The sequence below is a fragment of the Streptococcus mitis genome (assembly GCF_003942965.1).
Taxonomy (GTDB): Bacteria; Bacillota; Bacilli; order Lactobacillales; family Streptococcaceae; genus Streptococcus; species Streptococcus mitis_BH.
In genome coordinates this window covers 72,358-87,372 of sequence record NZ_RJOG01000005.1, presented here as the reverse complement: position 1 = coordinate 87,372, position 15,015 = coordinate 72,358, and the positions used below count along the sequence as shown (strand labels likewise).

Annotated in this window: 13 protein-coding genes; 10 read left to right on the top strand and 3 right to left on the bottom strand. The window is 40.7% G+C overall.

The features are described 5' to 3' along the window. Positions 1–6 precede the first annotated feature (6 nt). A complete protein-coding gene (gene mntE, locus D8837_RS02560) occupies positions 7–1,191 on the bottom strand; it encodes a CDF family manganese efflux transporter MntE (RefSeq protein WP_125456100.1) in 1,185 nt (394 codons plus the stop codon). A gap of 307 nt (positions 1,192–1,498) precedes the next feature. On the opposite strand from mntE, the gene D8837_RS02555 reads away from it, so the two are divergent. From D8837_RS02555 to yaaA, 5 genes are all read left to right on the top strand, one after another. Next, entirely contained in the window at positions 1,499–4,195 is a 2,697-nt protein-coding gene (locus D8837_RS02555; protein ID WP_125456099.1) for a cation-translocating P-type ATPase, read from the top strand. Positions 4,196–4,308: 113 nt separating this feature from the next. Further along, entirely contained in the window at positions 4,309–4,719 is a 411-nt protein-coding gene (locus D8837_RS02550; protein WP_125456098.1) for a peptide deformylase, read from the top strand. A gap of 11 nt (positions 4,720–4,730) precedes the next feature. Beyond that, complete coding sequence (locus D8837_RS02545; RefSeq protein ID WP_125456097.1) at positions 4,731–6,326, top strand: hypothetical protein; 1,596 nt, start codon at positions 4,731–4,733, stop codon at positions 6,324–6,326. A gap of 65 nt (positions 6,327–6,391) precedes the next feature. After that, positions 6,392–6,556, top strand: coding sequence for a YczI family protein (locus D8837_RS02540; protein ID WP_185755645.1), 165 nt, complete (start codon positions 6,392–6,394; stop codon positions 6,554–6,556). 78 nt (positions 6,557–6,634) lie between these two features. Continuing rightward, positions 6,635–7,363, top strand: coding sequence for a peroxide stress protein YaaA (gene yaaA / locus D8837_RS02535; RefSeq protein WP_125456095.1), 729 nt, complete (start codon positions 6,635–6,637; stop codon positions 7,361–7,363). 54 nt (positions 7,364–7,417) lie between these two features. Here yaaA and D8837_RS02530 read toward each other — a convergent pair whose 3' ends face one another. Together D8837_RS02530 and D8837_RS02525 are read right to left on the bottom strand one after the other, a co-directional pair. Beyond that, on the bottom strand, positions 7,418–8,908 hold the full coding sequence (locus tag D8837_RS02530; RefSeq protein ID WP_260468865.1) for a M protein trans-acting positive regulator PRD domain-containing protein: 1,491 nt from the start codon (positions 8,906–8,908) through the stop codon (positions 7,418–7,420). Positions 8,909–9,293: 385 nt separating this feature from the next. Next, positions 9,294–9,842 (bottom strand): NADPH-dependent FMN reductase, encoded by a 549-nt coding sequence (locus tag D8837_RS02525; RefSeq protein ID WP_070842865.1) that lies wholly within the window; start codon positions 9,840–9,842, stop codon positions 9,294–9,296. Positions 9,843–10,234: 392 nt separating this feature from the next. On the opposite strand from D8837_RS02525, the gene D8837_RS02520 reads away from it, so the two are divergent. The 5 genes from D8837_RS02520 to asnS all read left to right on the top strand — a co-directional run bounded on the left by D8837_RS02520 (position 10,235) and on the right by asnS (position 15,011). Next, positions 10,235–11,431, top strand: a complete 1,197-nt coding sequence (locus D8837_RS02520) for an MFS transporter (protein ID WP_125456093.1) — start codon at positions 10,235–10,237, stop codon at positions 11,429–11,431. A gap of 186 nt (positions 11,432–11,617) precedes the next feature. Then, the gene (locus D8837_RS02515) at positions 11,618–12,106 is read left to right on the top strand and encodes a DUF5590 domain-containing protein (RefSeq protein ID WP_000747270.1); all 489 of its coding nucleotides are present in this window, start codon (positions 11,618–11,620) and stop codon (positions 12,104–12,106) included. Beyond that, positions 12,103–13,290 carry a pyridoxal phosphate-dependent aminotransferase gene (locus tag D8837_RS02510; RefSeq protein ID WP_125456092.1) on the top strand — a complete coding sequence of 396 codons (1,188 nt, stop codon included), beginning with the start codon at positions 12,103–12,105 and terminating at the stop codon, positions 13,288–13,290. Before D8837_RS02515 ends, D8837_RS02510 begins: the two co-directional genes overlap by 4 nt. Further along, positions 13,283–13,648, top strand: coding sequence for a VOC family protein (locus D8837_RS02505; RefSeq protein ID WP_125456091.1), 366 nt, complete (start codon positions 13,283–13,285; stop codon positions 13,646–13,648). The genes D8837_RS02510 and D8837_RS02505 overlap by 8 nt, the downstream gene beginning before the upstream one ends. Before the next feature lie 19 nt (positions 13,649–13,667). Further along, positions 13,668–15,011, top strand: coding sequence for an asparagine--tRNA ligase (asnS, locus tag D8837_RS02500; RefSeq protein ID WP_000167160.1), 1,344 nt, complete (start codon positions 13,668–13,670; stop codon positions 15,009–15,011). The last annotated feature ends 4 nt before the right edge of the window (positions 15,012–15,015 follow it).

The following is a 15,015-nucleotide window of genomic DNA, read 5'->3' as shown; positions in this document are numbered from 1 at the left end:
ATTTCTCTATTCTTTTTTAGTTTCTTGATGAAAGACATTTTGCCAAGTTTCGTGGCGACGCCAGATACTGGTATGGATGATACCATCTAACTCATAGGAGATGAGTTTGGTCTTCTGACTGATGGAAGTGATCTGAATATCCTTGATAGCGGAATTCAAGTCTTTTTCGGCTTTATAGGCCTCTTTATCCATCTGCTCTCCATCTTGACGAATATAGACAAAATCGTCAGCCAAGAGTTCTTCCAGTTGATTTCCTTGGTCAATCAATTGCTCGCGCATAAGCAATTTTTTGTAGACATTGTCTAAAATCTCATCCTCAGGGATAGATGCTGGCTCGATATGGACATCGGTATCAAAGACTCCAAAACGTTCTTCCAACATAGACTCGACCTGATCCGCAATCTCGTGGCTCTCATAAACCGACAAGTCAGGATTCATTTCTAGCGTAATATCAAGGTAAATGTTGCTACCGTAGGTGCGACCTCTTTGGGACTTAACCTTGCTGATTTTGGGAATTTCCATGATAGCCTTTTGGTAGTCCTCAAGTAGGCGGTCGTCGAAGCCATCTGAAAGGCTAAAGGAAGACTCGATGAAGATATCATAGGCTGTTTTCAAGATAAAGAAAGTGATGATGATAGCGACCAGTTTATCCACAATGGGATAATTGAAACTGCTAGCTAGGATAGCAATAGTAGTACCAAGTGAGGTAACAGCGTCAGAAAGATTGTCCTTAGCAGCAGCCTTCAGAGCCTTAGAGTTGGATTTCTTACTGAGGCGAGTATTGTAGAGATAGACCACAAACATAATCGCTGCAGACATAATTCCTAGAGTTGCACCCAGAGGGTCAATGACCGTTTCTTCACGACTGAGAATCTTCTGAATGGTATCCCTTAGGACATCGAATCCGACATAGAACATGATGATAGAAGTGATTAAGCTAGCCAAATCCTCAATCTTCCAGTGGCCAAAACGGTGGTCTCGGTCAGCAGGCTGGCGCGCCATTCGAATCCCAATCAAGAGGGCTACATTTCCAATGATGTCCGACACGTTGTTGAAACCATCGGCTACCAAACTGGATGAATGAAGAAGGTGACCAGTTGCTAATTTCGCTGCAGACAAGATCAAATAGGTTGAAATGCTGATAATGGCCCCACGCTCAGCTAACTTGAGATTTGAGATAGATTGCTTCATTCAACTTCCTTTCTAGTCATATAGCATTCTACCATTATACTGGTTTTCAAGGGAAAATTCAAATAAGTCAGTTTTTAGTCTTTGAAAACTTTTCAAAATTTGGTATAATAGTACTACTCAAGGGAGTAGCTGGCAGAAACCTGTGATAGTGTCGTCATTCCGAATTTTGTACTGAAAAGTATGTTTTCCGGCGCTATCTTAAACAGCGAGACTTGTTATGATTAACAGGTCTCTTTTTGTTTGTCGTGAAAAGATACGATGAGGAAAAAGAGAGTCTGTTTTACACACAATGTCAAGGAGGAGACACATGTCAAAAGAACAAAAACGCCAAGCGTTTTACACTCAGAGTCCTGAAGAGGTCTTGCAGGCTGTGGATGCGACCGAGCAAGGTTTGTCATCAAGTGAGGCAGAAAAGCGCCTTGCCGAATTTGGCCACAATGAACTCGAAGAAGGCGAGAAACGATCAATCCTGGTCAAATTTATCGAGCAATTTAAGGATTTGATGATTATCATCCTAGTTGCGGCAGCAATCTTGTCAGTCGTGACTTCTGGTGGGGAAGATATCGCAGATGCCATCATTATCTTAGCCGTGGTTATCATTAATGCTGCCTTTGGTGTTTACCAAGAAGGAAAAGCCGAAGAAGCAATCGAAGCCCTCAAATCTATGTCAAGTCCAGCTGCCCGCGTTCTTCGTGATGGGCATATGGCGGAGATTGACTCTAAAGAATTGGTACCTGGAGATATCGTTGCCCTTGAAGCAGGTGATGTAGTACCTGCAGACCTACGTTTGATTGAAGCCAACTCTCTTAAAATTGAAGAAGCTGCTTTGACAGGTGAGTCTGTGCCAGTCGAAAAAGACTTGACAGTTGAACTTGCTGCAGATGCTGGTATTGGTGACCGTGTCAATATGGCCTTCCAAAACTCTAACGTGACCTATGGTCGTGGTCTTGGTGTTGTTGTCAATACAGGTATGTACACGGAAGTTGGTCATATTGCTGGCATGCTTCAAGATGCGGATGAGACAGATACACCACTTAAACAAAATTTGAACAACCTTTCTAAGGTCTTGACTTATGCAATTTTGGTTATTGCTCTTGTTACTTTTGTTGTTGGTGTCTTCATTCAAGGGAAAAATCCACTCGGTGAGTTGATGACCTCTGTTGCGCTTGCTGTTGCAGCCATTCCAGAAGGTCTCCCAGCTATCGTGACTATCGTTCTTGCCCTTGGTACTCAAGTTTTAGCAAAGCGAAACTCTATCGTTCGTAAGTTGCCGGCTGTAGAAACCCTCGGTTCAACTGAAATCATTGCTTCTGATAAGACTGGTACACTGACTATGAACAAGATGACCGTCGAAAAAGTCTTCTACGATGCAGTCCTACATGACTCAGCTGATGATATTGAACTGGGTCTTGAAATGCCCCTTCTTCGTTCAGTTGTCTTGGCCAATGATACGAAAATTGATGTGGAAGGCAACCTGATTGGTGACCCAACCGAAACAGCCTTCATCCAGTATGCCTTGGATAAGGGTTACGATGTCAAAGGATTTTTAGAGAAATATCCTCGTGTGGCTGAGTTGCCATTTGATTCTGAACGTAAGCTCATGTCAACAGTTCACCCATTGCCAGATGGTAAATTCCTTGTAGCAGTCAAGGGTGCGCCAGACCAACTCTTAAAACGTTGTGTTCTTCGTGATAAGGCTGGGGATATTGCTCCGATTGATGAAAAGGTTACAAACCTCATTCATACAAACAACTCTGAAATGGCCCACCAAGCCTTGCGTGTCCTTGCTGGTGCTTATAAGATTATCGATAGCATTCCAGAAAATCTCACTTCTGAAGAGCTTGAAAATGATTTAATCTTCACTGGTTTGATTGGGATGATTGACCCTGAACGTCCTGAGGCAGCTGAGGCTGTTCGTGTAGCCAAGGAAGCTGGCATCCGTCCAATCATGATTACGGGTGACCACCAAGACACTGCAGAAGCTATTGCTAAACGTTTGGGAATCATCGATGCAAATGATACCGAAGGCCACGTTTTAACTGGTGCTGAGCTCAACGAACTATCTGATGAAGACTTTGAAAAAGTAGTTGGTCAATACTCTGTTTATGCCCGTGTGTCTCCAGAACACAAGGTTCGTATCGTCAAGGCTTGGCAAAAACAAGGTAAAGTCGTTGCCATGACAGGTGACGGTGTCAATGATGCTCCGGCTTTGAAAACAGCAGATATCGGTATCGGTATGGGAATCACTGGTACAGAGGTTTCTAAGGGGGCTTCTGACATGATTCTTGCAGATGATAACTTTGCGACTATCATCGTTGCAGTGGAAGAAGGACGTAAGGTCTTCTCAAACATTCAAAAGACTATTCAGTATCTACTTTCTGCCAATACTGCTGAAGTATTAACTATCTTCCTATCAACCTTGTTTGGTTGGGACGTCTTGCAGCCAGTTCATCTTTTGTGGATCAACTTGGTAACGGATACCTTCCCAGCAATTGCACTAGGTGTTGAACCTGCTGAGCCTGGTGTCATGAACCATAAACCACGTGGACGCAAGGCAAGCTTCTTCTCAGGTGGTGTTTTGAGTTCTATCATCTATCAAGGTGTACTCCAAGCAGCTATTGTTATGAGTGTTTATGGCCTTGCTCTTCTTTACCCAGTTCACGTGGGTGACAATCATGCCATTCATGCGGATGCCCTTACTATGGCCTTTGCAACCCTTGGTTTGATTCAACTCTTCCATGCCTACAATGTCAAGTCTGTTTACCAATCCATCTTGACAGTTGGCCCATTCAAGTCTAAGACTTTCAATTGGTCTATCTTGGTATCCTTCATCCTTCTCATGGCAACAATCGTCGTAGAACCGCTTGAAGGAATCTTCCACGTAACCAAACTAGACTTGTCTCAATGGGGAATTGTTATGGCTGGAAGCTTCTCAATGATTATCATTGTCGAAATCGTTAAATTTATCCAACGTAAACTCGGTTTTGACAAGAATGCGATTTAAAAAAAGTCATCTTCGGATGGCTTTTTGTTACAGTTGAGGGAAAGGGCTTGCAGTTATCGGCTTTTGTGCTATAATTGCTATAATATAGTAAAAAGAAAGAGGAGTGTGAGGAAGTGGAGAAGAAAATTGTAAAGGATATTTTATTTTTATCTCAGGTGTCTCAACCGGCAAGTCAAGAAGATCTTTATCTTGCCAGAGATTTGCAGGATACACTCTTAGAAAATCGCGAGACCTGTGTTGGTTTAGCTGCCAATATGATTGGGGTGCAGAAGCGCGTGATTATCTTTAATCTTGGCCTGGTTCCTGTTGTCATGTTTAACCCAGTACTCCTGTCTTTTGAAGGAGCTTATGAGACAGAGGAAGGCTGTTTGTCCTTGGTAGGTGTGAGACCTACTAAGCGCTATGAAACTATAAGGGTTTCCTATCGTGACAGCAAGTGGCAGGAACAGACCATTACCTTGACAGGCTTCCCAGCTCAGATTTGCCAGCATGAACTGGATCACTTGGAAGGACGAATCATTTAGGAGGAAAGCAAATGAAACGAATAGTCTTTGAACTTATTTTTATCGCAACGACCTGGTATATCTTCTTACCGCCTCTTAACCTGACCAGCTGGGAATTTCTTTTTTTCCTCTGTGGGCATTTGCTGGTTGTAGCAGTCTTATTTGGCTTTGGCAAGGGAATCAATCTGGTCAAAACGGTTCATGTGCGCCACGGCAAGGCAGAAGCTGCCTTAAATCTAGAGGGTTTCAAAATCAATCGGTTAGGGAAAATTCTTTTAGCTTCTATTGGAGGAATTCTTCTCTTGGCAGCCTTGGTTTCCTTTGTGACTTCCAGCATTTTTCAGGCTAAAAATTATGCCAATGTAGTCACGGTTACGGAAAAAGAGTTTACTGAATTTCCTAAGACTGATACTAGTAAAGTTCCTATCCTAGATAGAAGCACTGCTGAAAAAATTGGGGACCGCTACTTGGGTTCCCTAACAGATAAGGTATCGCAGTATGTAGCGGCAGATACCTATACCCAATTGACGATTGATGGGAAACCTTATCGAGTTACGCCACTAGAATACGCAGATCCTATCAAGTGGTTTAATAATCAAGCCAAGGGAATCGGCGAGTATATCAAGGTGGACATGGTAACCGGTAATGCGGACTTGGTGGACTTGAAGACACCAATCAAGTATTCGGACTCGGAGTATTTTAACCGCGATATCAAGCGTCACCTGCGCTTGAAGTACCCAACTAAAATCTTCAAGACTCCATCTTTTGAGGTGGACGATGAGGGTAATCCTTTCTATGTAGCAACGGTTTACCAAAAGCAATTTGGACTTGCGGTTCCCCGTCCTGTTTCAGTCATTATCTTGGACGCCACAAACGGAGAAACCAAGGAATACAGCTTATCAGAGGTCCCAGAATGGGTAGACAGGGTCTATCCAGCTGAGGAAACCATCGAGCAAATCAACTATAACGGCAAGTACAAGGACGGTTTCTGGAATGCTATGATTTCCAAGAAAAACGTGACCCAGACTACCAAGGGCTATAATTACTTGTCTATCGGTAATGATATTTACCTCTACACAGGTGTGACATCGGCCAATGCTGATGAAAGTAATCTTGGTTTTATCCTAGAAAATATGCGAACAGGAGAAATCACTAAGTACAGCTTGGCTTCTGCGACCGAAGAATCAGCCCGTGAATCAGCCGAAGGTGCTGTTCAGGAGAAATCCTACAAGGCAACCTTCCCAATCCTCATCAACCTCAATGACAAGCCTCTCTACATCATGGGCTTGAAGGACAATGCTGGTTTGGTCAAAGAGTACGCTTTGGTTGATGCAGTCGAGTATCAAAATGTTATCGTAGCTACGACAGTAGAAGAACTGCTCAGCAAGTACGCCAATAAAAACGACCTTGAAATTGATAATGAAACCACAGAAAGTATCAAGGGTGTGGTAGCAGACCTCAAATCAGCTGTTATCAAGGGCGACACCGTCTACTTCTTTAAAGTTGATGGTAAGATATACAAGGTCAAGGCCTCAGTATCTGATGACCTCCCTTACCTTGAAAATGGTAAAACCTTCGAAGGTCAAGTCGGAAAAGATAACTATCTCAAGACCTTTAAAGTGCAGTAAAGACAGCTTTCTTTAAAAAGTATATGTTATAATAAGGTAAATTAAGACTAATGGAGGACAAACAAATGGGTTTTTATTTGATGGTTGCTTCAATGCTACTCGGACTGCTTGCTTTGAAGATAGGTTTTTCTCAGTTCAAGGAGAAAAAAGATAAATTCTTATCTATCTTAACAAGCTTAGCAGGCATATCCCTTGTTCTCGTAGCTATCTGGTTAGGATGGCCAAAATAAATAGAGAAACCTCGGTCAAACCGAGGTTTTTCAGATGAATTTCTTGGTAGTGGCAAAAAAATATGCTACACTATTAATATGAAAATTTTAATCCCAACAGCAAAAGAAATGAACACAGACTTGCCAAGTATCGAGGCAACTCCTTTAAGACCAGAAAGTCAGGCTGTGCTGGATGCCTTGGCTCTCTATTCTGTTAGTCAATTGGAGAGTTTTTACAAAGTTTCAGCCGAGAAAGCTGCGGCAGAATTTCAAAATATCCAAACTTTAAAAAAACAAACTGCTCTACACTATCCAGCCTTGAAACTTTTTGATGGGCTTATGTACCGTCATATCAAGCGAGATAAATTGACCGAGACAGAACAAGACTATCTTGAAAATCATGTCTTTATTACCTCGGCTTTGTACGGAGTCGTTCCAGCCTTGTCACCTATGGCCCCTCACCGTTTGGATTTTTTGATGAAGTTAAATGTCGCAGGTAAGACTTTGAAGAGCCATTGGAAGACAGCCTACGATGAGGCTATGAAGCAGGAAGAAGTGATTTTCTCCCTCTTGTCATCCGAGTTTGAGACTGTATTTTCTAAGGAAATCAGAGAAAAAATGGTGACCTTCAAATTCATGGAGGACAAGGGTGGTCAGCTGAAGATTCATTCAACCATTTCTAAGAAAGCGCGTGGTGCCTTCCTGACAGCCCTGATAGAAAATCAAGTGCAGACGGTGGAGGAAGCTCGTCGCTTAAGCTTTGCAGGATTTGTTTACAGAGAAGACTTGTCCCAACCACAGGAATTGGTTTTTGTTAAGGAAGTATAAATAAGGATAAAAGAAGAAAAACCAGCATGGAAAATCGTGCTGAGTTTTTTTAGTTTATAAAGTATTGGATATATGAATCTCATTTGATAAACAGTTAAGATGATTCACCAAATCCATGATTGACAGGTGGTTTCGGCAAATAAATTTCTTGGTAATTCCTGGAATATAGAAATTAGACACAATGATATCGTAGTCTGTCTGATTTAAAATCTCAGGGCTTGTTTCCAATTCATCCCAAATATCAAAGGTGAATCGATTGTTACAATAGTATGTAAGCATATCCTTAAAAGTAAGTGATAGGGCGTGGTCAAAGTTACTGATAATCAAAACCTTGATAGGTGGTCGATTTTCTAACAACTGAGTAGAGAGGTTTTCAGCATGGGTTAAGATGGTGTACATCAAGTGTTCCAACTGTTCAGGATGGTCATGCTGTCCAATTGCTTGACGGTATTGAGCCAGTTCTTGACGCGCACTCCCCATAAAGTCTGGGAAGTAAACTTCGAAATTTTTAATCGTCAATGCTTTTTGTTCAAATAAGATTGGGGTAGAAAAGATTTCCTGTCTTTCAAAGAAAGCAGTGTTGTGTAAATGCCAAATCAGCTCATCGTGGTTGGTAAAAGTAATCTTATATTGTTTTGATAGACGTTCTAATATTTGACTCAGTAATTGGTAAGAGTATCTTGCTTCACTGTTTTCTTCTAAAGAGTTGAAGAATTCTTGAGGATCTAAGAAAATGTTACTTTGAATAAAGGAAATAAAAATTTGTGCAATGATATCTGGAGTGATTTCAAGTTCAAATACTTGAGAAAAATAGCCTAGTATCTCTTCAAAATTTGGAATACTTTCCAAAATAGGGTAGTATTCATCGTAGAAATGATTTGGTAACTCGATGAAATGACCATTTTTGATGCGGTAAATACTGATAGCTATCATCAGTTTGTACATTCTATAAATTGAAAATCGCATTGGATAATTCGTGATTTTATAGAAGAAGTCAACAAACTCTGTTAAATCTTCCTCAGGAAGGTCAGGAAAAGGCCAGTTTAGGAAATAATAGCGTTCAGAAAAGTATTGAGCAAAAAAATAGCGAATATCCGTTTCATTACCACGTATCTCGGATGGAGTAAAAGATAGTTCAATTTGAAATTGGGAGGATAGAGTTTTTGTAATTTTTCGACCTAATCGATAGAGATTAGCATTACTGGAGTGAAGATTTTCTATTGTTCGATAAATAGGTAGGCCCTCATTGAAAAACATATACTCTAGTAATTGAAAAGATTGAGAATGAGCAAGAAAATATTGATAAACATCTTCCACACTAGTGTTGACATCTAAATCTATCATAATTCCATTAATGGAAGATTGGATATCTATAGTTGGGAAGGCAGCGCGTAATTCATTTAAATCACTTTTTAGAATCCGTTCTGTACATCCTAATTTTTCGGCAAGTTCATGTAATCTCAACCAACTACGATTCTGAATTAAGATCTCCATTAAGCGTAATTGTCTTTGATCTTTAGTTGTAGAGTGAGAACTATAAAATATTATTTAGAAGTCCACAATGAAACATTCACATAAGAAATCATTTGACTGGTATAGTATGCAACAACGATACTCTATCTGATTATATCTCTGTTTTTCTAGGTAGCGGTATTCTATTGAGCCTATATGTAGGTCGAAGAAAAGAAGATTAATCAGCAACAAGCAGTCATTAATTTCTCGAAAGAAGATGATAAGTGATAGATCTCGAATGAAAGAATATTCTTAGAATGGTTTTCCTATGATGGAAAAGACTACTAAAAACCTTGAGTGGTAACGCTCAAGGTTTTTATGGATGGCTGATGTTTGTCTGAAAATCTTGATTGAGTCTAAAAATGCCACCCTATGAGGTGGCTATAATTGATTTAGACTTCTTAAAATTCTCTATTTTTTACTGAATTGCTACGACCAAGTCTTGAGCTTGTTTTTCAAGTGAGTTTAGGACTGTTTCTTCGAGAACCAATTTTCCATCTGCCCAAGCAGAGTCGTTAACACGTGCAGCAGTGAAATCCCCAACGACTTGTGTACGGATAAATGGCAAGAGGTCCTTGTAGATAGCGAAGAGTTGATCGTGACCTGCATTGGCTACAGATGATACTGTGACAAACTTGTCTTGAAGGGCAGAAGCGCCACGTGTATCAGACAAGTCAAGGGCACGAGATAACCAGTCAAGCAAGTTTTTCACTGTACCAGGGATAGAGAAGTTGTAGACTGGAGAGAAAATCCAGATGGCATCAGCAGCGAGAACTGCTTCACGAGCAGCCTCTACAGCTGGATGAGTTGGAACTTCTAAATCTTGGCTGAAGAGAGGAATGGATGAATAATCAAGGTAGCTAACTTCTGCTTTACCAGCAAGTGCTTTCTCAGCTTCAAGGGCCATTTGGTGGTTGAAAGAACCTTGGCGTAGTGATCCAACGATAAATAATACTTTTTTAGACATGATGTGTCTCCTTTTTCTTAAATTTCCGAGAACTCTCTCGTTGTTATAAAATATATTACAACAAAACAAAAGGACTTGCAAGAAATTTGCTCAGAGTTAATTTGAAAACGATAAAATTACAGAAACTCTAGTCACTTGCGACTGAAATGCATTTGGTTTTCGCAGAGCATTCCTATATTCTCTTGTAATATGATGACATAAGTGCTAAAATAAACAAGAAAACTCGCAATAGAAACTGCAGAACGGCTATTTTCCGGTATCATTTCATAAATAATTAAAGGAATAATAATGGCATTGAAGAGTGCTTCTAAAAAGGGGTGGAGATCATGTAAGGCACAGATTAACAAGTGACGGACAAAAGAAATAATAATACACTTGTTAAAGGAGAAAAGATGTTAATAAGAAATTATCGGAAGAATATTGGCCTGATGGCCGGGGTTGAGTTTTTTGCATTTTTAGGGATTACCAGTTTTTGGATTCTCTTTCTTAGTCAAAATGGAATGTCTCTTTGGCAGATTGGACTTTTGGAGAGTATTTTTCATACGACCAGTCTTCTCTGTGAAATTCCATCTGGTATGTTAGCTGACCGTTATTCCTATAAGACCAATCTTTATTTAAGTCGAATAGCAGGGATTGTGTCTTCTATTCTTATGTTGGCTGGGCAGGGAAATTTTTGGATTTATGCGCTAGCTATGGCTGTGAGTGCCTTGTCTTATAATTTTGATTCGGGGACGAGTGCAGCAATGGTTTATGATTCAGCTGTGGAGGCTGGGCTGAAGGAGCGCTATCTATCCATTTCAAGCTTTATGTCAGGAGTAGCAGAAGGAACTCGGTCTTTGGGGACAGTGTTGGCGGGATTTTTTGTCCATGGTCAATTGCACCTGACCTACTATATCATGATTGCCACTTCTATCATAGTTCTTTTCCTGATTTGGATGCTGAAAGAACCCAGTGTCAAGGTAGAAAAAGCTGATAGTGTGACGATGAAACAGATTATTTGGACTGTTAAGGAAGAGTTGGAGCGAAATCCCATGCTCTTCAACTGGATGATTTTGTCTCAGATTGTCGGAACACTCATGTGCATGTTTTATTTTTACTATCAAAATCAGTTACCAGATTTAAGTGGTTGGCAAATTTCAGCAGTTATGCTACTTGGAAGTCTCTTGAATATCCTCGCAGTCTATCTAGCGAGTAAGCTTGGAAAGAAATATGCTGCCTTGAAGATTTTCCCTATCCTCGTCCTGTTGACTGGAGTTACCTACCTGCTGTCCTACTTTGGGACACCTCTAATCTATATTTTGATTTATTTGATTAGTAATGCTCTATATGCTCTTTTTCAGCCGATTTTTGACAATGATTTGCAAGAGCGGCTCCCAAGTGAAGTAAGGGCAACCATGCTAAGTGTCTACTCTATGATGTTTAGCCTAAGTATGATTGTGTTCTTCCCGCTGACAGGGTGGTTGATTGACAATTTAGGCTTTGTGCTAACATTTCTTTATCTAGGATTATTTTTAGTATTGATTAGCCTTCTACTGCCTGTCTTTTTAGGAAAATTGGCTAAAAGAATGGATGATAAAGTGATTCCATAGATCAAAAAAACTTACGAAAACTTGAGTGTCAAGCTCAGGTTTTTTAATAGGTTGATTTTGGAGCCGTCTTTACTTTTCTTGCTCGGTTTTAATCAAGAAAAATCGGTTTGCTTTGAAGGAAGAAATAATATAGGTTTGTTCTTGCATTCACTTGTAATAAAGCCCAATAGATGGTAAAATAGACGAGTGAAAAAAAGACAAAACAAAGCAAAAAATAATCTACTGTGGCAGTATGGTCTAGGGATGACGATTTTGCTTGTGGTTATCAGTGCTTCCTTTCTGTATCTAGTGTTTCTGAGTATGAAACCTTATCAAACAGCTAAAAGTGAAGGAGAAAAATTAGCTCAGCAGTATGCAGGATTAGAGCAGGCTGATCAGGTTGACTTATACAATGGCTTGGAATCCTATTATAGCATTCTTGGTCGTAATAAAAAACAAGAAGCACTTGCTGTCCTGATTGGAAAAGATGACCATAAGATTTACGTTTATCAACTAAATCAGGGTATTTCACAAGAAAAAGCGGAAGCCGTTTCTAAGGAAAAAGGAGCTGGCGAGATTGACAAGATTACCTTTGGCCGTTATCAAGACAAGCCAATCTGGGAAGTCAAGTCAGGCTCTGATTTTTATCTAGTAGATTTTGAAACAGGAGCATTGGTCAATAAGGAGGGCCTATGAAACTATCCAACCGTGTTTTAGAAATGGAAGAAAGTGTCACTTTAGCTAGTGATGCGAGAGCAAAAAAATTAAAAGCTCAAGGTAAGGATGTCCTTTTCTTGACCTTGGGACAACCAGATTTTCACACCCCTGAAAATATTCAGGATGCAGCAGTTAAAGCTATTCGAGAAGGACAGGCTTCCTTCTATACAGTAGCTTCAGGCCTACCAGAATTAAAAGCTGCGGTGAATACCTACTTCGAGCGCTACTATGGCTATTCTGTCGCAAGTAACGAGGTTACCTTTGCTACAGGTGCCAAGTTCTCCCTATATACTTTCTTTATGGCTGTAATCAATCCTTTAGATGAGGTTATTATTCCAACTCCATACTGGGTTAGTTATGGAGATCAGGTCAAGATGGCAGAAGGGATTCCAGTCTTTGTTCAAGCTAAAGAAGACAATGATTTTAAAGTCACAGTGGATCAACTAGAACTAGTTAGGACAGATAAAACAAAGGTTTTGGTTCTCAATTCACCATCTAATCCGACTGGTATGATCTATACTCGTGAAGAATTACTAGCTATCGGAAATTGGGCAGTTGAGCATGACATTCTGATTTTAGCTGATGATATATACGGTCGCCTTGTTTATAATGGAAATGAATTTGTTCCAATCTCAAGTCTATCAGAAGCAATTCGTAAGCAAACCATTGTCATTAACGGTGTATCAAAAGCTTATGCCATGACGGGTTGGCGGGTAGGTTATGCAGTGGGTGATCCAGAAATCATTGCTGCTATGAGCAAATTGACAGGTCAAACAACTTCTAACCTAACTGCTGTTTCACAATATGCAACCATCGAAGCCCTAACTGGACCGCAAGATTCTGTGGAAGTTATGCGTCAAGCTTTTGAGGAACGTCTCAATACCATCTATCCCCTCTTGTGTGAAGTCCCTGGTTTTGAAGTGGTCAAACCGCAAGGGGCCTTCTATCTCTTCCCAAATGTCAAAAAGGCCATGGAGATGAAAGGCTATACGGATGTGACTGACTTTACAACAGCTATTCTTGAGGAAGTTGGTTTGGCACTCATAACAGGAGCAGGATTTGGAGCACCAGAAAATGTGCGTCTTAGCTATGCGACAGATCTAGATACGCTTAAAGAAGCAGTTAAACGCTTGAAAGAATTTATGGGTAGTGAGAATGATTGATCATTTTGAAATTAAGGTAAAGGATTTACAAATTTCAGAAGGATTTTATAAGAGATTTCTCGCTCCTTTGGGCTATAAATTGGCTTTTAAGACTACTTCTCTAATCAGTTTTCTATCCCCGAACAGCCCTCATCCTGGTGGTGATTTTTGGCTGGCTCAGGGGACACAAGATCCTATTCACTTTGCTTTCTTAGCAGAAAATAAGGAAGAGGTTCAGGCTTGTTATGAGGCTGGCTTAGAGGCAGGTGGGCGAGACAATGGGGCTCCTGGTTATCGCAGTGAGCAACCGATTTATTACGCTGCTTTTATGATGGACCCAGATGGGAACAATATAGAAGTGGTTTGCCATAAAGAATAAAAAAAGAAAAGGAAAAACAATGACAAAACGTGTAACTATTATTGATGTAAAAGACTATGTTGGTCAGGAAGTGACGATTGGTGCTTGGGTTGCCAACAAATCAGGAAAAGGAAAAATCGCTTTCTTGCAATTGCGTGATGGAACAGCTTTCTTCCAAGGTGTGGCCTTTAAACCAAACTTTGTAGAAAAATTTGGTGAAGAAGTGGGACTTGAGAAGTTTGATGTTATCAAACGCTTGAGCCAAGAAACTTCTGTTTATGTGACAGGTATTGTCAAAGAAGACGAACGTTCTAAGTTTGGTTATGAGCTTGATATCACAGACATCGAAGTGATTGGTGAATCTCAAGACTACCCCATCACACCAAAAGAACACGGAACAGACTTCTTGATGGACAACCGTCACTTGTGGCTCCGTTCTCGTAAGCAAGTAGCTGTGATGCAAATCCGTAACGCTATCATCTATGCAACTTATGAGTTCTTTGACAAGAATGGCTTCATGAAGTTTGATAGCCCAATCCTTTCAGGAAATGCGGCAGAAGATTCAACTGAACTCTTTGAAACTGACTACTTTGGAACGCCAGCTTACTTGAGCCAATCAGGTCAGCTTTACTTGGAAGCAGGAGCTATGGCCCTTGGCCGTGTCTTTGACTTTGGTCCAGTTTTCCGTGCTGAAAAATCAAAAACACGCCGTCACTTGACTGAGTTCTGGATGATGGATGCTGAGTACTCATACTTGACACACGATGAGTCGCTTGACTTGCAAGAAGCTTATGTAAAAGCTCTTCTTCAAGGTGTTCTTGACCGTGCTCCTCAAGCCCTGGAAACATTGGAACGTGATACAGAACTCTTGAAACGATACATTGCAGAGCCATTCAAACGCATTACTTACGATCAAGCCATTGACCTCTTGCAAGAGCATGAGAATGATGAAGATGCTGACTACGAACATCTTGAGCATGGTGATGACTTTGGTTCGCCACATGAAACTTGGATTTCAAACCACTTTGGTGTGCCAACATTTGTCATGAACTATCCAGCAGCCATCAAGGCCTTCTACATGAAACCAGTTCCTGGAAATCCAGAGCGCGTGCTTTGTGCAGACTTGCTTGCTCCAGAAGGCTATGGAGAAATCATCGGTGGATCTATGCGTGAGGAAGATTACGATGCCCTTGTCGCTAAGATGGATGAACTTGGTATGGATCGTACAGAGTATGAATTCTACCTTGACCTTCGTAAATACGGTACAGTTCCACACGGAGGATTTGGTATCGGTATTGAACGTATGGTAACCTTTGCAGCAGGAACAAAACACATCCGTGAAGCTATCCCATTCCCACGTATGTTGCACCGTATTAAACCGTAAATAA